Origin of the sequence: Nostoc sp. (assembly GCF_036917395.1) — a bacterium.
Lineage (GTDB): Bacteria > Cyanobacteriota > Cyanobacteriia > Cyanobacteriales > Nostocaceae > Nostoc.
Genome location: NZ_JBALDI010000004.1, coordinates 21,388 through 41,922, shown reverse-complemented (window position 1 = coordinate 41,922; position 20,535 = coordinate 21,388). Strand labels below are relative to the sequence as shown.

Annotated in this window: 15 protein-coding genes and 1 pseudogene; 9 read left to right on the top strand and 7 right to left on the bottom strand. The window is 43.2% G+C overall.

Annotated elements, in window-relative coordinates; genetic code table 11:
- Positions 1–95: 95 nt before the first annotated feature.
- Together nrdJ and V7K46_RS02555 are read right to left on the bottom strand one after the other, a co-directional pair.
- Positions 96–1,169: pseudogene (gene nrdJ / locus V7K46_RS02560) on the bottom strand (ribonucleoside-triphosphate reductase, adenosylcobalamin-dependent); the annotation flags it as partial.
- A 282-nt stretch (positions 1,170–1,451) separates the two neighbouring features.
- Complete coding sequence (locus V7K46_RS02555; protein WP_335110745.1) at positions 1,452–3,905, bottom strand: LAGLIDADG family homing endonuclease; 2,454 nt, start codon at positions 3,903–3,905, stop codon at positions 1,452–1,454.
- 244 nt (positions 3,906–4,149) lie between these two features.
- Here V7K46_RS02555 and V7K46_RS02550 point away from each other — a divergent pair, with 244 nt between their 5' ends.
- From V7K46_RS02550 to gntT, 5 genes are all read left to right on the top strand, one after another.
- Positions 4,150–4,518, top strand: a complete 369-nt coding sequence (locus V7K46_RS02550; RefSeq protein ID WP_335110744.1) for a GNAT family N-acetyltransferase — start codon at positions 4,150–4,152, stop codon at positions 4,516–4,518.
- A gap of 505 nt (positions 4,519–5,023) precedes the next feature.
- Positions 5,024–6,619 (top strand): GMC family oxidoreductase, encoded by a 1,596-nt coding sequence (locus V7K46_RS02545; protein ID WP_335110742.1) that lies wholly within the window; start codon positions 5,024–5,026, stop codon positions 6,617–6,619.
- Between the two features lie 455 nt (positions 6,620–7,074).
- Entirely contained in the window at positions 7,075–7,728 is a 654-nt protein-coding gene (locus V7K46_RS02540; protein ID WP_335110740.1) for a hypothetical protein, read from the top strand.
- Positions 7,729–7,795: 67 nt separating this feature from the next.
- On the top strand, positions 7,796–8,503 hold the full coding sequence (locus V7K46_RS02535) for an SGNH/GDSL hydrolase family protein (protein ID WP_335110738.1): 708 nt from the start codon (positions 7,796–7,798) through the stop codon (positions 8,501–8,503).
- A 321-nt stretch (positions 8,504–8,824) separates the two neighbouring features.
- A complete protein-coding gene (gene gntT / locus V7K46_RS02530; RefSeq protein WP_335110736.1) occupies positions 8,825–10,183 on the top strand; it encodes a guanitoxin biosynthesis MATE family efflux transporter GntT in 1,359 nt (452 codons plus the stop codon).
- A 65-nt stretch (positions 10,184–10,248) separates the two neighbouring features.
- Here gntT and V7K46_RS02525 read toward each other — a convergent pair whose 3' ends face one another.
- Complete coding sequence (locus tag V7K46_RS02525; RefSeq protein ID WP_335110734.1) at positions 10,249–11,670, bottom strand: AtzE family amidohydrolase; 1,422 nt, start codon at positions 11,668–11,670, stop codon at positions 10,249–10,251.
- A gap of 158 nt (positions 11,671–11,828) precedes the next feature.
- Here V7K46_RS02525 and V7K46_RS02520 point away from each other — a divergent pair, with 158 nt between their 5' ends.
- Positions 11,829–13,697: a bifunctional serine/threonine-protein kinase/formylglycine-generating enzyme family protein gene (locus V7K46_RS02520; RefSeq protein ID WP_335111303.1), complete on the top strand. Its 1,869-nt coding sequence runs from the start codon at positions 11,829–11,831 to the stop codon at positions 13,695–13,697.
- Positions 13,698–13,748: 51 nt separating this feature from the next.
- Here the strand turns inward: V7K46_RS02520 and V7K46_RS02515 are convergent, their stop codons facing one another.
- The gene (locus V7K46_RS02515) at positions 13,749–13,937 is read right to left on the bottom strand and encodes a DUF4089 domain-containing protein (RefSeq protein ID WP_335110732.1); all 189 of its coding nucleotides are present in this window, start codon (positions 13,935–13,937) and stop codon (positions 13,749–13,751) included.
- Between the two features lie 37 nt (positions 13,938–13,974).
- Positions 13,975–14,325 carry a DUF952 domain-containing protein gene (locus V7K46_RS02510; protein WP_335110730.1) on the bottom strand — a complete coding sequence of 117 codons (351 nt, stop codon included), beginning with the start codon at positions 14,323–14,325 and terminating at the stop codon, positions 13,975–13,977.
- Between V7K46_RS02510 and V7K46_RS02505 the strand changes: the two genes are divergently transcribed.
- The 3 genes from V7K46_RS02505 to V7K46_RS02495 all read left to right on the top strand — a co-directional run bounded on the left by V7K46_RS02505 (position 14,324) and on the right by V7K46_RS02495 (position 17,794).
- Complete coding sequence (locus tag V7K46_RS02505) at positions 14,324–14,632, top strand: glutaredoxin family protein (protein ID WP_442939798.1); 309 nt, start codon at positions 14,324–14,326, stop codon at positions 14,630–14,632. The genes V7K46_RS02510 and V7K46_RS02505 overlap by 2 nt on opposite strands.
- Positions 14,633–14,685: 53 nt before the next feature.
- Positions 14,686–16,185 carry a UDP-N-acetylmuramoyl-L-alanyl-D-glutamate--2,6-diaminopimelate ligase gene (locus V7K46_RS02500; RefSeq protein WP_335110728.1) on the top strand — a complete coding sequence of 500 codons (1,500 nt, stop codon included), beginning with the start codon at positions 14,686–14,688 and terminating at the stop codon, positions 16,183–16,185.
- A 175-nt stretch (positions 16,186–16,360) separates the two neighbouring features.
- Positions 16,361–17,794 carry a DICT sensory domain-containing protein gene (locus V7K46_RS02495; RefSeq protein ID WP_335110726.1) on the top strand — a complete coding sequence of 478 codons (1,434 nt, stop codon included), beginning with the start codon at positions 16,361–16,363 and terminating at the stop codon, positions 17,792–17,794.
- A 213-nt stretch (positions 17,795–18,007) separates the two neighbouring features.
- On the opposite strand, the gene V7K46_RS02490 is transcribed toward V7K46_RS02495, so the two are convergent.
- Both V7K46_RS02490 and V7K46_RS02485 read right to left on the bottom strand, forming a co-directional pair.
- The gene (locus tag V7K46_RS02490; protein WP_335110724.1) at positions 18,008–18,676 is read right to left on the bottom strand and encodes an AIM24 family protein; all 669 of its coding nucleotides are present in this window, start codon (positions 18,674–18,676) and stop codon (positions 18,008–18,010) included.
- 302 nt (positions 18,677–18,978) lie between these two features.
- Positions 18,979–20,523, bottom strand: a complete 1,545-nt coding sequence (locus V7K46_RS02485) for a sensor histidine kinase (RefSeq protein WP_335110722.1) — start codon at positions 20,521–20,523, stop codon at positions 18,979–18,981.
- Positions 20,524–20,535: the final 12 nt, after the last annotated feature.

Here is a 20,535-nt window from a genome sequence, read left to right as displayed (position 1 = left end):
AGTTGATATAAAAAACAGTGGTTAAATATTATATGAAACCACTGCTTTTTATTATAGATAAATAGTACCTACCCGAAGTTGATAGTCATTTCGCCTTATGAGCTTGGTTGCTGATCGGGAAACATACACTTATCAGAGTCACAACCACTAGGCCCAGCTTCTGTCATTTCGCCTGAATCGTAACGGCTTAAAACTGCACAAAAATCATCTGTTTTGCGCCGTGCTTTCACCTCTTGATTTAAGCGATCGTAGATTGATTTATCTATTGGTTCAAATGGCAAACGTGGGAATGATTGCAGGTCGTCAAAACGAGCTAAAAGAGCTGCTGAAATATATCCTTCATCATTCTGAATAGTTTCGTATATCCGTTGTGCCAAAGGTTCGATTTCATCAGAGCGAAGTTCCAAAGTAGCTGATGTGTTGTGAGTCACATACCAACGTTGAACCTGGAGGACAAAATCAAATTGGGCTAAGACTGAAAACTTAGAAACATCAATTTCATCAGCACCTGGTAAATCAGCCCAAGATACAGAAACAGGGATTTCTACTAACCATTCACTCACCCGTGGATCAAAGGGATCGTTGAGCAAATTGCCCTGTTCATCTTTATCTGATTGAGAGGGAATGACGTTGTAACCGTAGTCAATACAAGCTAAGGCTACTGGGTCATTTTTGCCGAAGGTGATGCGGCGAATAAATCTTTGCGCTTTTGGGGGATGCCATCCTGAACTAGCATTAGTTAATAAAGCCTTCGTGCCACTAGGTTGAACTGTAGTACAACGATTTGGGCGTTTGAAATTGTGGCGATCGCAGTAATCCCAAACAACCCGATGTACAATATCTTTCCAGAAAGTTAGATATTTTTCTTCCTCACGCTTGAAAGCTAATCCTTGTGCCGTAGCAGGTCTTCCTTCTGCCCACCAGCGCAGCCAATCAACACCAAAAGCATGGACAAAGAAATCAAATAATCCTGTAAAAGAAACTCCCACAATCGGGTCTAATTCACGGCTGTATTGATAGCGTGGTTCCAGAAATTTGTGATTTAAAAGTGCTGCTACAGATAGCGCTCCAGCAGTGAAAGCCTCTTCTTGTTCTTTGTAGTTATATGGGTCGATTTGATTAAGGTGAACCTCAGACAAATTACAGTGAAAGTTACTGCCAATGATTTCCAGATTTGTTACCCTAGAGGCTTTTTATCCCCTAGTTCTACTGCTTGATTATTTGCAGTAGCTCCGCGTACATTTTGCAGATGTGACTTTAGATAATAAAAGTGTTTTTCACATACGCCCCCGCACTCTTGGAGAAATTATATTCTAGACACCAATTTTTAGGGTAATCTAGTTTCACTCTCTACGCTGTACGGTGTCAAAGACTTTTTAGTTCCTTTGATTACCACGGGATTAGCATCTCAGCTTTCCCCGTTTTTGCGAGGTTTTTAACGTGAGGCAAAATCAATTACCACACGGATTTAGCCCATAGCGAGCTAAACGATGTTCTAGCTCATTAGCATCAAGCTGAGGATAGCGTTCCTGTAACCATTGTTTTGCTGTTCCTTGTTCATAAGCTTGCAAAAAATTAACTTTCAGAGCCTGTGTTGGTAGCAAATCAATATTCGATCGCGCTACAGCTTCACCAGCCCATTGAATCGCTCCCTCACCGCTATAATATTGTTTGCGGACGGCATTAAGACATTCTTCTAGGGTTGGCTTGCGGTGAAAAACTCTGGTATGATTTGCCATCCTGAGTGCATCGCGTTCTGGATCAATTCGCCAGTTGCCACTTTCATCTTGCTGCCATAAGTTATCTTTGGCATCGGCGAACAAAGTATCTTCACCAGAACCTTGCCTCATGCCAGCACTATTATGTGTCAGATAGCCATCACAATAGAAACAATGAGCTTCTTCGACTTCAATATCGTAAGTGTGGACATGATCATAACTCCCCAGTCCTTTAACAGTGACTGGAATATCTAACGAGATATCAGCTTCAACGATATAGCGTTCATAATTGGCATCAACAGTGCGAGATCCTTGAAATCCCATATCTCGCATCTCGCTATAGGTGTAAGCTTCCCGCATGATGGCAGCAGGAAGGGTGAAACCATACATCTTCAATCCTTTTTTCACACACCCTTTAACTGAGTGAGGTGCAATAAGGGCGTTATAACGCTCTTTGAAGGCTGGAATTGTGAGGTTGTACTTAACTTGCCATCCGGGCTGCTGTGGATGGGAAATGCTAATTCTACCAGCAATACCCAAACTGGATAAAACTGCACTAACTTGTCTAATAAATGACCGATAGACTGAAGTAACTAAGTGAGGGGGTCGGTTATTCACAGCACCATCGCTGTCCATTAATCCAGCTAAGTAAGCCGCCCTGATATCTACTGAACCCTGCAAAATAAAACTAGGAATTGCTAGGTGAATATTTGGCTGCTTGATATAGCGATGGAAGTACTCAGCTAATCGAACAGATGAGCAGATTGATTTTGCAGTGTTTTCACCCTTGATGATGCCATGAGTAGCAGTCAATCCAAATAAAGCTAAAGCGGCATCTATTTTAGCTTGAACTCTGGCTGTGAGTTCCGTATCTAAACTGTTCATTGCCCATTCAACCCGGCCATAAGGCTTATCATACTTATTTCGACCGAGAGCAATATAGCCGTCACCGTGGGTTAACCCAATTAGCCAAGCAACCTCCGCTGTCAATTCGGGAATTACAAACGACTTAGCTGTACGACTGTTTAAGGGTCGAGATTCAGTAAAATCAGGGGCTAGATGGGTAACTGTACCAGGTAGAACTTGTGTGTTGTGCAGCAGGCGATCGCCCTCAGCTAGACTTGCAATCGACTTCCAGGTAATTCCCCCTTGAGCATCTGCAAGAACTGCTTGTCTGTGGTTTAAAGTTGCTCTAGGGTAAGTCGCATTAGTTTCAATTTCATAGACATCCTGAAATCCTTGGTCGAATTTATCAACAACTCGCCGAAATCCTAAAGGAGTTTGTACTAGATCACCCACTTGGATATCGCAAATAGGAATAAGACCTTTGGAAGTATGAACTAAAGCATCTTCAGGTAGACAGCGCCTAATGTTACCGGCAACAATTGTGACAGCACCTTGGTCGATTAATAGACAACATTCAACTGAATTTAATTGTCGTCCTAAAGCTTTATTAAGAATAGATGCACAACCCTGATAAAGTCCAGGCAATTTGACAGGATTAGCAACTCCTCCAAAGCCGTTAAGTGTTTCTCCTGCTTTTCGGACATCGCTGATATCAACTAATACTTCAACTTGTGCTGAAAATTGTTCATCAGTGGAAAGTTCTAATAGGGCTTGATATGATTCAACCCAACCTTCACGGCTATCTCCAACGTGAATAGTGACATTATTGCCTTCTATATGAGTTTCAGTATATTCACGCCGTTGTTGCACAGGAGTGCTGCCAATTTCACCTTTTACAGTGACATTCAGTTGATTACGGATGGGGGGTAACTGGTTAATAAATTGTGGTTCTAGGACGGCTCCAGTGCCACAGCCCATCATTGCCAAATCCATCATTAATCCGAAGGCACTCCAGTCTTCGAGATTGGTAGAGGTGCAATTATAAGCCCCAGAGAAGTTCTTAGGCTTGGTTATCCAGTCTGTACCACCAACCCATAGCCAGCGCCCACTAGGCATAGCTTTCAAGTTGCGCTGCATCTGATCCAGTATGACAGCTTCTTCTTGAGTTAGCTTGCCCAACTCGACTAAGCCGAGTAGAGTGCGATCGCACACCTCATCCCATGTTTCCCTTAGTCCCGCCTTTGTCCGGCGGCTATAGGTTCTAAAAAATACGGGATTAGCAGCCGGTGCAGTTTCAGGAAACTTTGCACTCTGGCGTGTTCTTTCGAGATTCTGAACCATATATCAAGTGTCTTGCGTGCGGACAGATTATGACTATACGCCAAGTAGTTTGAGTATTAAAGATTGTCAAATTGTCCACTTTACGCTAGTTCTAGCCGGACTATTTGCAACAGAAATTTATGATGTATAATGTCCCTCACCCTTGGGATAATCTCAATATTAGGTTTTAATTAGCACTAATTAACTTATAAGTAAATTCTCTTAATACCGATTCTTATTTAATTACTTAGCGGAGGCATAAACTTTGCTTAAAATTATGCAGGCAGAGACTGACGAACATAAATCTCATATACAGAAACTGTTTTGGGAATATTTTATCGAGACTAAGTTGATATTCAGCCATCAGTTCGGCATTAATTTAGATGTAAATACATTCTTTGAGCAATATATGACTCAACTTCACGAATTTATACCCCCTTCAGGACGCTTGCTTTTGGGACAATGCGAGGCACAAATACTCGGCTGCGCTTGCTTACGAAAGATTGGTGAAGATGTTGGCGAAATTAAAAGGATGTATGTAAGACCAGAATTTCGCTCAAAAGGAATCGGTCGGTCTTTATTAAAAGCTATCATCAATGAAGCTGTTTACATTGGTTACAAAAACAGGGAGTAGGGAGTAGGGAGTAGGGAGTAGTGTTTTAAAAACTTGCATTTTCGGGTCTAAAGCCCCCTAGAATAAAAGAATTATGTCGAGATCCGTAGTACGAGACATAAAACTTAACGAGGGAGTAGGGAGTAGGGGTGAGGGAGTAGGGAGTAAGATATATTCCCCATCCCAAGAATTGTCATTACGCAGTAATTATTATTCCCCATTCTTCCCCCTATTCTCTACTCCCTACTCCCTACTCCCTAATTAAGATCCCTACTCCCTCTTGAATCAAGGATACGTTTAGACAGTGCCCCTTTTGCAAAGGAAGCACAGGCACTTTATCGGATATTTGGCTTTCAAGATATCGAGCCGTATTTGGAAAAAACAGAGATTCCTTTAGAACATCGAGCAAACTGGGTTTTTATGGAATTGGTTTTAAAATGACGCGAGATTCCTAACATCGTCACTCTCCCGTTCATTGCTAGTATTACCATTTTTTAAAGTAGTTGAATTTAGAAGCGAGGATGTCATGGCTCAATATGACTATATTGTGATTGGTGCAGGTTCGGCAGGCTGCGTTGTCGCCAACCGGATGACACAAGATAGTGAAACAACTGTATTATTACTCGAAGCTGGCAATCCAGATACTAAACCTGAGATTCAAATCCCGTTAGAATCCCCCAACTTACCTCGCTCGGAACTGGACTGGAAATATTTCTCTGAACCAGAACCGTACCTGAATAACCGCAAAATCTTTTGTCCCCGTGGCAAAGTCTTGGGTGGCAGCAGTTCGATTAATTCCATGATTTATATCCGGGGCAATCATCACGATTATGACCACTGGCAGTCATTGGGAAATCCTGGTTGGAGTTACCAAGATGTATTACCCTATTTCCAGAAATCTGAAAACCAGCAACGCGGTGCCGACGCATACCACGGGATTGATGGTGAGTTGAACGTCAGCGATATTCAACCCCCTACTGTGGCATCGCAACGATTTGTAGAAGCAGCCGTGGCGATCGGATATAACCACAATCCTGACTTCAATGGGATACAGCAATCAGGTGCGGGAATTTATCAGTTGACGGTAAAGGATGGTAAACGTCACAGTGCTGCTGCTGCATTTCTCTTGCCAATTCTCAAGCGTCCCAATTTAACAATAACAACAGGAGCGTTAGTGACTCGGTTATTGTTTGAGGGAACCCGCACCGTTGGGGTGGAATATATGCACGAGGGAAGGCTGCACCAAGCCAAGGTTAACAAAGAAGTGATTTTAAGTGCTGGTGCATTCGATTCGCCCAAGCTGCTGATGCTTTCTGGCATTGGTGATGCAGAACAACTGCAAGCAATGGGGATTCCTGTCGTCGTTGATTTGCCAGGTGTTGGTCAAAACCTCCAAGACCACTCTCTCGTTCCTGTGGCACACCAGATAATTACCAGTCCTGTGGCACAGGAGGTAATTGCTGCGTTAGACCCGGCAATTACTAGTAACGGTAACGCTGAAGCCGGATTATTCTTGCATACCGAAGGTAATCTGGATGCCACGCCAGATTTACAGTTTTTCTTCGGTCCCATTCTGTGGATATCTCCTGGCAAAACCCTCTCTGGTTTGGGATTCACTGTTACAGTCAGTTTGACTCATCCTCAAAACATTGGCAGTGTCAGTTTGCCCTCGGCTGACCCCAAAGACCCACCGATTATTCGGATCAACTTTCTACAAAGTCAATCTGATGTGCAAAAGCTAGTTGAAGGGATTAAAATAATGCGTAAATTATTTCATACAAGTGCCTTTGATCAGTTTCGAGGTGAGGAAATCAGTCCCGGTACTGAGGTGATTAGCGATGAAGCTCTCGAAGCTTACATCCGGGAATTTTGCGTTACAGGGTATCATCCTGTCGGCACTTGCAAAATGGGAACTGACCCAATGGCGGTTGTCGATCCCGAACTCCGGGTACGCGGTGTTACGGGGTTGCGGGTTGTTGATGCATCGATCATGCCAACTCTGGTCGGGGGCAATACGAATGCGCCCACGATTATGATCGGCGAGAAAGGAGCCGATTTAATTAAAGCCGCAGGTGGCGTTTCATCGCTTTCATCGCAAGTAGCTTCAGCAATGGCAAACTAACTTGCTGGCGCGATCGCCTGGAGATAACATGAGACTGTATTAACTACAGTTTCAACATTCATAACCACAACTGAAGCTGTATTAACTACAGCTTCAGCATCTATAACCACAGTTGAAGCCGTATTAACTACAGCTTCAAATTTACTTATAACATCAGGAGCATTTATAAATAATGCTTAAGCAGTATTAACTACAGCTTCAAGTTTACTTATAATATCATGAGCATTTGTAACCACAGCTTAAGTTGTATTAACTACAGCTTCAAGTTTACTTATAACAAGTTGAGTGTTCCGAATGTATTATCTTAAAACTGGTAAGCCGATACAGCGAAGTAGGGGGTATCTGTAACTGCGATCGCTCTCAAGTAAAATAGCGAGTTTTCTAATTTTTTCTTAAAGTTGCATAAAGCTTATAACAATCTCTGATAAGTTAGAAATTAATATTAGGGGTTTTAGGTGATAAAAATTAATATGCGATCGCATAGTATATTTCTTGGTTCGGTAGTTTTCTGTTTACTCAGTATCGGTGCGAGTACAACAAAAGCAAACGCCCAGACGATTTATCCATTTGACGTAGTATACGACACGGAAGTTACTCTCACACCTATCCCATCGACCGACGTATCTAAAGCATTTGTCTCAGGTTTCAATTCTGATGCTCCCTATGGTCTGAGTAACTTTTTTAGCATAAACAACTACAGCCGAATTGACCCCAATACTGGTAATCTCGTATTTGTTCAAGACGCAACAAAATTTGGTTTACAAGGCTTGCCAATCGGCAGAGATGAGTTTTTTGGCAGTGGCGATGACAAATTATTTAGCAGGAGTAGCGCGACTGCTGCATTTGACTTTATTAACCGCAAATTAGTAGGTTCTGGTACTATAACTATCACTGGTGGTGCAGGTAGGTTCAGTGGTGCTACAGGCATATTTAACTTGAGCGAAATTGAGTCACTCAATCAAGATCCAACTAGTCCCTTAAGAGGTCAAGCTTTTTTGAGTGGTTCTTTCCAGACACCACAGCAAATTCCAGAACCAAGAACAGCAGCAACACTATTCGGTATATGTGTAATTGGGATTAGTTGGATATTGCGTCGGCGTTACCTTTGAGCTACTAAACAGTAGTGCGTAACTTCTAGTTATGTAATCTAAATCAATTTGTACTAAATGTTTAATAATGACAAAATTTGTACTTCGTATATTAACAGGAGTTTTGCTTGCAATTATAATCAATTTGACCGTTGAGAACCTGTCACCCCATCTACCAGTTCAGGCAGCACTTAACGGCTACAGAATTATGCCGCTGGGGGCGTCTATCACTGCTGGCGTTCCTAACGGAGGTGGCTATCGCATTAAGTTGTGGAATATAGCGCTGGCAAAAAAATGGAAGATTCATTTTGTCGGCTCCCAATCTAATGGCCCCAAAAGCCTCGGCGACAAACACCATGAGGGCCATCCGGGTTATCGCATTGATCAGATTGCCGCATTGGTGGATCATGCGCTTGCTACTTACAATCCAGATATAATTCTATTGTACATTGGGACTAATGATGCGGTACAAAACTACAATCTAATCAATGCACCTGAGCGACTACAATCGCTGATTAACCAGATATTTTATGATATTCCAAAAGTACATTTACTAGTTGCCAAAATTGGGCTTTCTACTAATGACAAATATAATGCCGGAATTCAAAAAATCAATGCAGGGATTCCGAACATTGTCAGCTATGAGCAAGCGCATGGTCATAGTATTAAGTTGGTTGACATGAATCGCGTACTTACAAAGAATGATATTCGCTCTGATCAAATACATCCCACGCAGCACGGCTACGATAAGATGGCTGATGAGTGGGCCAAGGCTATTCAGCCGCTACTTAAGTAAATAGGCGGATGATATAAACCGGAGAAGTTTTCGCGGCAATTGGGATACCTGCTGTTCCTCCCAAACCCCGTGGAAAGTCCCCTGGAGTTTAACGTAGCGCCAAAAATGAGAAGTAAGCTACATAATTCGTAATTAAATTAGTTTAGGATTTATTTACAACTAATTCAAGACCACCAATTTGATAATTTAGTGAGGCAGCGTGGTCTTCTCTACAAGACGCTTTGCGTAGCAAGATCCCCGTAGGGGTACGTAGCGGGGTGTAGCCCATTAGGAATTAGTAATTAGTTAAATAGCTCAATCGCATCAGCTAATCGATTCCAAATGTTAGTAAATAATGATTTGCAAGACCGATGGATTCCTCGCTATTTCAGATTAGCGATCGCCAATATGCTCTCCAATTTAATGGTACCGCTGTCTGGAATGGTTAGCGTTTCCTTTTTAGGGCATTTGCAAGACATTCGTCATTTAACTGGCGTTGCACTGGCGACGGTTGTGTTTAATTACTTCTATCGAGCATTGAATTTTTTGCGTCTCTCTGTCACCGGCACGACTGCCCAGGCGACTGGAAGAAATGATCAAGAGGAAGTGCTGCTGCTAGGCTTACGGAATGTTTTAATCGCCCTGGGCTTGGGATTTGTTGTTTTGCTCCTGCAATACCCACTGCGAGAGTTGGGGTTTATTGTTTTGAACAATACTCCAGAGGTGAAAGCGGCTGCGGTGGACTACTTCAACACGCGGATTTGGGGTGTACCTGCGGTTCTGGTGAATATGGTACTGTTCGGCTGGCTGATGGGGCGTGAACAAAGCCAGAAAGTCTTAGTCTTGTCGGTTTTTGGCAACGTTGTCAACATCATCTTGAGTTACCAGATGATTGTGCGAGCAGGTTGGGAAAGCATGGGAGCAGGCTTGGCACAAGCTTTGAGCCAATTTCTGATGATGATGCTAGGACTAATTTGGGTTAAGAGTGAAATCCAGTGGCAGGAGATCCGTGCCGTGGCGCCTCAGCTTTGGAACAAATCTGCCTGGAATGAGACTTTTGCCCTGAGTCGGGATCTCTTTATCCGGACACTGGCGATCGGGTTTACCTTTTGGGCTTTTACTAATCTGTTTGCTGGGATGGGAAAAATCGCCTTTGCAGAAAATGTCTTGCTGATTGAGTTCATGACGCTAGGGATTCAAATACTCAATGGCTTGTCTTATGCAACGGAAACATTGACGGGCAACTTTCATGGCACAAACGAGCAGGGGCAGATGGTGCCACTGCTTGGCGTTTCTATAGGCGTGACTCTGATGTTTGCAGTCATCATGTCCCTTACCTGCATCCTGTTTCCGCAAACCGTATTTGGACTACTCACAAATCATACAGAAATAACCACCCAAATCGATCCCTACATTCCCTGGCTAATGAGCGTGCTGGGACTGTATGCGTTTGCCGTCTCAATTGAAGCTTATTTCTTTGGTTTAGCAGAAGGATTAATCCTCCGTAATGCGGCTTTTATCGCAACTGGGCTAGGGTTTATTCCCACAGCAGCCCTTGCTTGGAAGTTGCAGAGTGTTCATCTGTTATGGTTGGCGATGTCTTTGTTTATAGTGACTAGAATTGCAGTGCAGGGAATTCAGATCCCTTCAACCTTGAAACTAGCAGTAGATATTCCTCCTGCTGAAAAGACTCAATGCTAGGAAATCGAAGGCGTAATTTTTCCATTTTATAATCACCTGATTCACAGCATCGTAAACGATTAGCTTTACTTGAGAGCGTTGAAAATCACTGGTGCTGAAACTACATTTTTGGCCTCTAACGCAGCTGCAACCCGTAAAATTAACGCTTCATTATATGGTGCTGCTATCAATTGCACACCTAAAGGTAAGGCATTTGGACGCTGAATTGGTACTGATAAAACGGGTAAGCCAATAAAAGATAATGGTTGAGTAAATAATCCCAAATGAGGACGGACAAGAATTTCTTCACCATCCAAAATCATCGTTTGTTGACCAATTAGCGGTGCGGAAATTGGTGTAGTTGGGGCAAGAATTACATCGACATTTTGAAAGACTTCCCGAAGGCGATCGCGATACCATTTTCTAAACCGTTGGGCTTGGAGATACCAGTTACTTGGAATTAACGCCCCAGCTAAAAAGCGATCGCGCGTCGCTGGATCAAAATCTTGGGGACGCGATACCTTCGGTGGGCTTTGCCTACGCAATTTTTCCAAATGCAGATTTGCGCCTTCACTAGCTGTAATCACAAAAGCTGCTGCACGGGCGCGGTGTGCTTCTGGTATAGTTACGTATTCAGTGACTTCTATTGCATCAGCTACCTTTTGGACTGCTGCTAAAGCTTCCGCTTCTGTACCTTTAGTGAAATAATCAGCAGCAATAGCAATTCTGATATCAGAGATATCTTGATTAAGTTGTGGTAAAACCAATTCAGGTGGACGCTTTGTACAAATTGGATCGCGATCGTCTTCTCCCTGAAGCACATCAAACACCGTAGCGATATCTTGCACCGAACGCGCAAAAGGGCCAATGTGGTCAAAACTGCTAGAAAATAAAGCTACCCCAGCCCGAGATAACCTTCCATAAGTCGGCTTAAAACCAAAAACGCCACACAACGCCGCCGGAACGCGAATTGAACCATTAGTATCAGAACCCAATGTCAACGGTACTAACCCAGCTGCAACCGCCGCCGCCGAACCACCCGATGAACCACCAGCAGATCGTTGTAAATCATGGGGGTTGTGAGTAGCACCGTAATGGGAGTTTTCCGTTACAAACCCATAGGCGTACTCATCCATATTCAAAGCGCCAACCAGCACAGCACCCGCTTGTTTCAGCTTCGCTATTGCTGTTGCATCTTGGGTAGCTGCTGGGTTTTCTGCATTGATTTTCGACCCCGCCAGAGTCGTTCGCCCTGCGATATCGAAGAGATTTTTCACCGCAAAAGGGACACCAGCAAGTATTCCAGGGTTATTACCTTGAGCAATTTCCCTGTCAATGCGTGCTGCATCTACTAAAGCTGTCTCAACAGTCACAGTTGTAAAACAGTTGAGTTGATTATCCCGCGCTGCTATTCGTACTAACGCAGCCTGAGTAATTTCCACCGCACTTACTTTAGCTTCACGCACAGCAGCTGATATTGTTATGGCATCGGCTGAATCAAAATTCATGCTGGAATATTAAGAGATGTGCATTTATTTGATTACATCTAAAGAAGGGTATTATACAGAAAAATTGGTATAATACGTCAAGTTGATTTGTAAAATGCGGTTAGTAACAATTATGCTCAAATTCATCAGATTTCTAGGAGTCTAAGATTGTTGTGGGCATGCTGGTTGGACGCTACGAAATTATTCGTGAATTGGGTGGCGGCGGCTTTGCAATTACCTTTCTAGCAAAGGATTATCTACAACCCAGTCAGCCGTTATGTGTTGTCAAGCAATTGCGTCCTGAACATAATGAGCCTCGGATTGTGGAGTTTTTTGAAACAGAAGCGACTGTTCTGGAAAAGTTGGGTAAATATTCCCAAATTCCTCAATTATTAGCGCATTTTAGAGAAAATAAGAACCTTTATATTGTTCAAGAATTTATCGAAGGACATGACCTGAAGCAAGAAATCATTCCAGGTAAGCAGTTAAGTGAAGGCTATGTCACTAAGCTATTACAAGATGTTTTGGAAGTTTTGTCCTTCGTACATAATCAGCAGGTAATTCACCGCGACATCAAGCCGGAGAATTTGATGCGACGGCATCAGGATGGGAAGATTTTTCTGATTGACTTTGGGGCAGTCAAGGAACTTGGCGCTCTGATAGTAAATGTAGAAGGTAAAGTGACTTCCAGTGTGATCATAGGTACTCCTGGCTATATGCCTAATGAGCAAAAGAATGCTAAACCCATATTTGCTAGTGATATATATGCCTTGGGAGTGACGGTGATTCAAGCATTGACGGGTATTTCGGCAGTGGACTTTGAAGAGGATGCCAAAACAGGTGAAATTCTCTGGCGTCATAAAGCACAGGTAAGCAAGCATCTAGCTAATGTGTTAACCAAAATGGTGCGTCGTCATTACAGTTTACGCTACGCCAACGCAACCGAAGTGCTACAAGACCTTTCAAAAAAACTGCCTCCACCGCCAACACCACCACAACAACCAGTTAACTGGTCGCGGCGCAGAGTTATTCAAACCGTGGGGTTAATGGGAGCTAGTTTTAGCTTTGCAATTGTGGTTGAGAAACTCTTGCTCAACAACTCCGCCCAGAAAAAAGCTTTGCCATCAACCTCATCTATTCCCGCAAATAATATTCCAGTACCGTCCCCGAATGAGACTCCAGCATTACCCGATAAAAGTGTAAATCCCAAGGAATTTGCTTTAAAAACCTTCCAATTTGAAGTCATGAAGGTAGATAAGCAAGGAAACAGCACCACAATCAGTCCTGGTCAGGCAAATTTTTTTATAGAAGACCTTGGTAACGGTAATACACTGGAGATGGTAGAAATTCCTGGCGGTCAGTTTCTCATGGGCTCACCACTAACAGAAAAAGAGCGAAACCCCAATGAGGGGCCGCAGCATCCTATGACCGTTAAACCTTTTTTCATGGGTAAATTTACGGTCACTCAAGAACAGTATCAAGCAGTTATGGGCAACAACCCCTCTAACTTCCAAGGGGCTAAACGACCTGTCGAACAAGTAAGTTGGAATGATGCAGTTAACTTTTGTCAAAAGCTATCGCTCATGACTAGCAAAAGTTATCGTTTACCCAGCGAGGCAGAGTGGGAGTGTGCAGCTCGTGCGACAACGACTACCCCGTTCTATTTTGGTGAGACGATTACGACTAAGATAGCTAACTATAATGGCGAGTATACTTATGGTTCTGCTCCCCAGGGTGAAAATCGTCAGGAGACTGTGGATGTTGGTAGTTTACCTGCGAATGCTTTTGGTTTGTATGAGATGCATGGTAATGTCTGGGAATGGTGCCAAGACAAATACCACAATGATTACCGTGGAATGCCTGCTGATGGAAGTGCTTGGGTAAGTGGAAATAATAATCCTTGGCTGCTGCGGGGTGGTTCATGGTCCAGTCAGTCAAGCGTCTGCCGTTCATCTGCCCGTTTAGATGGAAGCAATTCGGATGTAGCGCCCGACTTCGGTTTTCGAGTGGTTTGCACACTTCTAAAAGGTTTTGTTACACCGAATTAGCAAAGGAACTTCAAACCCCTCACAGACTGGCATTTCAACTAAAGTTAGCTATTATGGTTCAAATATAGGTGCAGCTTCAATTTCTTCAGCCAAAGGAAACTCATTAACAAGATTAGCGATCGCCCTAATTCTCTCAAAATTTGCCACCACACCATCACGATACTCATCTCTTATCTCTAAATCCAACAATAACGCCATTTGATCAACATACTCACATACATTAAACTCTTCTCTTCTCATCTCTCCTCCTCTGTGCCCTCTGCGCCTCTGCGGTTGGTTATCTTAAACTTATAACCTCTTTCGGCAACACAAAAAACCCATCTTCCCCCGCCTCAAAATCAACCACCCGAAACACAGCATCAATATTTAACTCACCATAAACGTGAGGAAATAAATTATCTACCTCCGCAGCTTCGTAACGAATTTCAGCTTTAACTCGATCAGAATCAATGCAAAGAATTACCAAACCCTTTTGATTAACAAAAAAACGATTCGCAACCCAGATAACTTGTGCTGCTATCGAACAGTGGATAAATCCTTCCGACTCTAACGTATCATCCCGATAGGTTCCGAGGATTTTTGCTTGTTCCCATTGTTCGCTTTTGGTGATGTGTAAAATAGTGTTCATGGTAATTAATTTACAAATGCGATTAATTTTATACAGTAAACCCGGCTGTCATTTATGTGAAGGCTTGCAAGAAAAGCTAGAACAAATCCAAAATCTTAGTTTCGAGTTGGAAATTAGGGATATTACGACTCGTGAAGATTGGTTCAGTGCGTATGAGTATGAGGTGCCAGTACTTTATTTATCGAACCACAGAGGCGCAGAGGGCACGGAGGAAGAGGAGGGGAGTAAGAAACTATTGCCACGTCCTTCTCCTCGTGCTAGTGTGCAACAGTTGGAGCAAATGTTGCGTAAGTATTTAGCCAATTAAAAAAAAATAATGCAGAATAAGCGCAAGATTAAGAATGTGACGAGGTTCACAAAATGAAATTGCGGGAATTACTAACGGCGGTAGACAGTGTTGAACAATTGCCTAGCCATCCGATAGAGGATGTGGAAGTTAGGGGTTTGAAGACGAATTCCCATGCTTGTAGTGTGGGAGATTTGTTTATTGGAATGCCAGGAGGGCGGGTTGATGGTGGAGAATTTTGGCAAAGTGCGATCGCATCAGGGGCTGTAGCTGCGATCGTCTCCCCGGAAGCTGCACAAAAAAATCCTCCCACAAATCAGGCTGTGGTGATCAGTGCAAGTAACATAACTCAAGCTTGTGCCCAGATAGCCAGTGCTTTTTACGGTTATCCGGGACAAAAACTCAAGCTGGTGGGTGTAACTGGTACAAATGGCAAAACTACAACTACTCATCTAATTGAATTTCTGCTGATCAAAGCTAATCTAGCTACAGCTTTGATGGGAACTCTCTACACTCGTTGGGCAGGTTTTGAGCAAACTGCTGCCTACACTACGCCCTTCGCCGTGGAACTGCAACAGCAGCTAGCAGAAGCCGTAAATGCTGGTAGTGAGTTCGGGGTGATGGAAGTAAGTTCCCACGCTTTGGCGCAAGGTAGAGTGTTGGGTTGTCAATTTGAGGTGGCGGTGTTCAGTAATCTTACTCAAGACCATCTCGACTATCACAGCGACATGGAAGATTACTTTGCTGCCAAAGCGTTGTTATTTAGCCCTGATTATCTCAAGGGACGGGCAATAATTAATGCTGATGATTCCTACGGGAAGCGGTTAATTGCCTCGTTGGATTCCGAACGCGTTTGGAGTTACAGTGTCAATGATAACAGCGCTGATTTATGGATGAGTGATTTAAGTTACCAGCCGAATGGTGTCAGTGGTACATTACATACACCAAAAGGTGACGTGGCTTTTCGATCGCCCCTAGTCGGACAATATAATTTAGAAAATCTTCTAGCAGCCGCAGGAGCAGTTTTACACTTAGGGCTAGATTTGCAGTTACTCGGATCTGTAATACCTGAGTTTCCCGGAGTCCCCGGACGGATGGAACGGGTAGAGATTAGTCCTGACCAAGATATTAGCGTAATTGTAGATTATGCCCACACACCCGATAGTTTGGAAAATTTACTGAAAGCTGCACGTCCGTTTATACCTGGTAAGGTGATTTGCGTGTTTGGTTGTGGAGGCGATCGCGATCGCACTAAGCGCCCAAAAATGGGTAAAATTGCTGCTGAATTAGCAGACATAGCTGTGGTGACATCGGATAATCCCCGGACTGAAGACCCAGAACGGATTTTGAAAGATATTTTGGCGGGAATTGCTGACACAGTTCAGCCAACTGTAATTTGCGATCGAGCGATCGCAATTCGTACCGCTATTTTACAAGCACAACCCGGTGATGGAGTATTGCTTGCTGGTAAAGGTCATGAAGACTATCAAATTCTCGGTACTGAGAAAATCCATTTTGACGACCGAGAACACGCACGCGACGCATTACACCAAAGACTGAACATACAAGCCTAATTCCAAGTAGGGTAGCACAGCTGTGCTACCCGAAAATGTGTATTCTACACAACAAAAATCGCCCATAATTCATAGTTCATGTTTCTTTCCGTGGGAATTTTGTAAAAAATGCACATATAAAGGTGAAAATCGAAGACAGAATTATTTCTTGGTTCATCCTTGTTGTGCTTGACTCATGAATGTTTCTCTGGCTAAGGATCTGTCTGTTTATCAACTGGTTATGGGAGTGCAAGTGCCTCCAAAACCATTGTCCCTCAGTCCTGCTACTCTGCTATCACTGGTGAGAGCGCAAATTGACTTACTAATTGAGCAGCAAATTGCAGCTACTTTATGGGTGAAGCTACCACCAGAAAAAATTTGGCAATCAGAATTAGCGCGTTATCAATCCTCCGTAGGTGCATCTAGTTTCATTTATACTTGCCAGATTGAGGAGAGTGGGAAAGGGGGAAATGGGGGAACAGGGGAAGAAAATACTCCCTTATCCGCTTATGATGTCCCCGTTCACCTACCACCAGATAGCCAACTGCGACGGGAAAGCTTTCTGATGGTGTTATCGCCCCAGTTTTGCAGTTTAATTTTGGCTCATCGACCACTTAAAAAACGCAAAAATCAGACATCGGGGAAGCTAAATACTAATAAAAACCAGCCGTTGCTGATTATAACTACTGTTGAGGGAAGAGTAATTCAGCAAGTATTAAATGGTATCCAACAAGCGATTACGCCAGAATCATCCCCAGTAGCTATTGATTTTATTTGTCCAACTGCGCCCCAAGCCGCACTGATGAATCAACTGTTTACAAAACAACTCCTGCGACAAGATGAAATTAATCGTCAAATCATCACAGCCCGCACTACCAAGTTGCAGCAGCTAAATCAAGAATTGCACAACAAAGACCAACTCCAAGATGAATATCTGAATAATCTATGTCACGAACTGCGTACACCCCTGACGCATATGAAGACAGCACTTTCGTTATTGAATTCCCCTAATCTCAAACCCCCGCAGCGACAACGTTATTTACAGATGTTAAATACCCAGTGCGATCAGCAAAATTCCCTAATTACTGGTTTATTGGAACTGGTGCAAATAGAACGAAATTTAGAGGGGATGGCTTTAGAATCGGTGCAGGTCTCAGAAATTGTACCTGGAGTAGTCAGTACCTACCAACCTGTAGCCCAAGAAAAAGGGATCATGCTAGCCTACACCGTACCCACTGAACTTCCATCTATTTGGTGTGTGAGTGGTGGGTTGAGGCAGATTGTGATTAATCTGCTGCACAACAGCATTAAGTTTACTCCCAATGGGGGTCAAGTATGGGTGCGTGCCCGGATTCAAGGCGATTATGTTCAATTAGAATTCCGCGACACAGGTATCGGTATTGCTGAAAACGAAATTCCCAAAATCTTTGACCGATTTTATCGTGTGCGTACAGCAGCAACTGAAAATTATGGAGGTGCTGGGTTGGGGTTAACAATTGTACAGCAATTGTTGCTGCGCTGTGGCGGATCTATTTCTGTAAAAAGTAAATTATATGAAGGTTCCACATTTACAGTCCAACTGCCAACTGTTGGCAATACCCCAAGAGCGATCGCAATAGAAAATGAGTGATCAGTTATGATTATTCCCTAAGTTAACTTTGTGGTGCTATCTAATTTTATCTTTATTTAAAATTAACCAGAAAACAGCATCACAAACTTTTGCATAATCTGTCTGGCTCAGAAAGTTAATAAAAGGAATTAAAATTTTAAGAAAAATCTAATTAGTTAAATTGTGAATAATTAATTTTTAATTCCTTGTTTTCCCCAAGTTTACTGATGATTCTTAGCTAGAAGTTTTTGGTAGCGCGGCAGAAATTTGGCGCAGCATCATGACTTGCCAATAAGGTACAGGAGCTAGCAATACAGTACCAGTTCCCTCAAAACTATTGACGAAAAACTCACCAGAAGTCATTGAACCTAAGAGAGATTTAGTAGCTTTTTCAACGCGATAAATTAAGGTATTTGTGCGAGCAATCGCAAAATTTCCATCGACGACTAAGCGGTCATTTCGTAAATTTATTACTTCTACAGGGCCTTGTGCTGCCATCACCACTGTACCCCTGCCTTTGACTTTTGTTTGAAACAAGCCCTCGCCACCAACTAAGCCTGATAAAAATTTGTTTCGTTCAATTCCGACTTCTACGGTGCCATCACTAGCCCAATAAGCGCCACTATCTAAAATCCATTCACTACCGTCTAATTCTAGGATGTGATATCCCGATAAAGAAGGCTCTAAATATAATTCACCTGTACCTGTATATGTAGGACGGAAAATGTTTTCTCCCGTGGCTAGGGATTTTAAAAACCCGCCTGCTGAAGGGGCTTTAGATTGCATCTGAATGTTACCACGTATATAGTACATAGCACCAGATTCAGTCCTGACTGTTTCGTTTTGCAAAGTTGCCTTGACTAAACGTAAACTTTTTCGTTCAATTACTTCAAAACTTGCCATATTTTCCTTTTGATTTTTGCAAATAATGTATGCTTGGCTCTTAGCGAGAATTTACATCCATTTTTACAGATGGCAAGTCAGAGAAATTTAATTACTGTTTAATTTAACGTGAGTTCGACGGGTCTAGTATGTTCGCATAAATTAACGTGAGTTCGACGGGTTACACCATTTCACTTTAATAATCATACAAATACATTGGTAGGGGCATGGCATTCGTTAAAACCAGTCTAGAACTAACTTTTAGAGATTGTCTTGTTGTCTCGAAAAGAAGTCTCCGACTGGGAAGGCCTACTCTTAGGCTCCTAGCTTTTAGTTCCTGACTTGTGCTTATTGCTAACTTCTAAAGGCAGGAAAATCGTCAAAACTTCCCCATAGTGTGGACGCTGGCGTACAATCAGTTTGCCACCGATCGCCTGAAACAAATGCTTGGTTGCGGCGATATTCAAACTAATCGTACCCGTTTCTGGTTGGAACATCAGTAATTGACCAAGTGCTTTGCGAATTGGTGGCGTTCCAGGTGTGGCAGCTTTATTGGAATCTTTGCACCTGAATTGGGGCGATAATTGTAACTTCAGTTGATCTCCAGCCGGAATAACTTGTACTTGAATATGGCTACCAGCAGGTAAGCTGCGAGTGAAATTCTCTATCAACCCACTGAGTACCTGATCCAGCATCGTGGGATTGCTTACCACTGTTGGTAATTGCTGGGGTAAAATAACATTTAAAGTTAAGTTCCGCCGATGCGCTGCTTGTTCCCAACGGGGAATGCTCTGTTGCAACACCTGATCTAAAGACATCGGCGTGAGTTGAGTTTTTGAAGATTTTACTGAGGCAGTAGTTTCCAGTTCTGCTGCCTTAAACAGCAACTCCATGCGGTCAATTTGCTCAGTACACTCGTGATCGATAATTTTTAAACGATTGATCACGCTGGCATCTAAGTCTCGCCGCTTCAACAGCAGGCGAGTCATGGTGCGAATAGTTGTTAAAGGTGTGCGGACTTCGTGAGCGAAGGCTTGGAGCAATTCCACATCAGGATTTGGGGATTGGGCACTTGTACTGAGCGTTCGCGTAGCGTCTCTAAGAGTTGCCGTTGGCGCAGCCTCTCCAAGAGTTGTATTGGGGAAAACTCTGCTCCCCTGCTCAAAAGCTTCTTCCCCAGTCCCTAGTAAAGAGTCCCTAGTCTCTTCTACTTCTGTTAATTCCTGAAGCAACAATTGGCTAAACTCAAGCACGACGCGGCAATCTGGTGCTACCGGGGAATACTGTTGGACTAATGCATCCAAGCGGGCAAAAAATTCTGGATTAGCCAGCATTACCCTTGCTCCTAGCGATCGCCAAGCCTGCTGCACTACTTCTGGCTCAAAAGAAAATGAAAAGGTTTTTTTACCGTTTTTGTGTGTCGCTAAAACTAGCACTAATCTAAATTTATCTGTGAAAACTAAGCAAAACTGTTCTGCCCCCAGCGGATCGGCAGGTAATAAGGGAAGTACTGATTCATGGGGAGCAATTTCTTCATTCACAGATGCGTTGGCGTAGTCCGTTGTAGGCATCGCATCTGGCATCTGAAATGGCATCAGCGCCAAGGGGTTAAATGGTTTTGCCGTAAAAGTTACAGTCTGTAAACTTTGAGTCAGTTTTGGCTGACTAAATAAGGGCGCTGGTGCAGCTAAAACTAATCCTTGGGTTAGGTTTCTTGAACCACCTACTAAAGTATTTGATAGCAAATGTTCTGTCGCTGCGAGGCTGACACGCCACTGCCGCTCTGCTTTAGCAGGTGAACATTCAGCTACACTTGATTGATTTTCAGCCAAGATTTCGCTCAGGCTTGGCAATATCCATTTGTACACAGGCTTTCACCC

What these genes read in the sequence shown, in the direction of transcription:
- V7K46_RS02555 (WP_335110745.1), bottom strand. Translation starts at nt 3,905, where the DNA reads ATGGTTCAGAATCTCGAAAGAACACGCCAGAGTGCAAAGTTTCCTGAA.
- V7K46_RS02545 (WP_335110742.1), top strand. Translation starts at nt 5,024, where the DNA reads ATGGCTCAATATGACTATATTGTGATTGGTGCAGGTTCGGCAGGCTGC.
- V7K46_RS02535 (WP_335110738.1), top strand. Translation starts at nt 7,796, where the DNA reads ATGACAAAATTTGTACTTCGTATATTAACAGGAGTTTTGCTTGCAATT.
- gntT (WP_335110736.1), top strand. Translation starts at nt 8,825, where the DNA reads ATGTTAGTAAATAATGATTTGCAAGACCGATGGATTCCTCGCTATTTC.
- V7K46_RS02525 (WP_335110734.1), bottom strand. Translation starts at nt 11,670, where the DNA reads ATGAATTTTGATTCAGCCGATGCCATAACAATATCAGCTGCTGTGCGT.
- V7K46_RS02520 (WP_335111303.1), top strand. Translation starts at nt 11,829, where the DNA reads ATGCTGGTTGGACGCTACGAAATTATTCGTGAATTGGGTGGCGGCGGC.
- V7K46_RS02515 (WP_335110732.1), bottom strand. Translation starts at nt 13,937, where the DNA reads ATGAGAAGAGAAGAGTTTAATGTATGTGAGTATGTTGATCAAATGGCG.
- V7K46_RS02505 (WP_442939798.1), top strand. Translation starts at nt 14,324, where the DNA reads ATGGTAATTAATTTACAAATGCGATTAATTTTATACAGTAAACCCGGC.
- V7K46_RS02510 (WP_335110730.1), bottom strand. Translation starts at nt 14,325, where the DNA reads ATGAACACTATTTTACACATCACCAAAAGCGAACAATGGGAACAAGCA.
- V7K46_RS02500 (WP_335110728.1), top strand. Translation starts at nt 14,686, where the DNA reads ATGAAATTGCGGGAATTACTAACGGCGGTAGACAGTGTTGAACAATTG.
- V7K46_RS02495 (WP_335110726.1), top strand. Translation starts at nt 16,361, where the DNA reads ATGAATGTTTCTCTGGCTAAGGATCTGTCTGTTTATCAACTGGTTATG.
- V7K46_RS02490 (WP_335110724.1), bottom strand. Translation starts at nt 18,676, where the DNA reads ATGGCAAGTTTTGAAGTAATTGAACGAAAAAGTTTACGTTTAGTCAAG.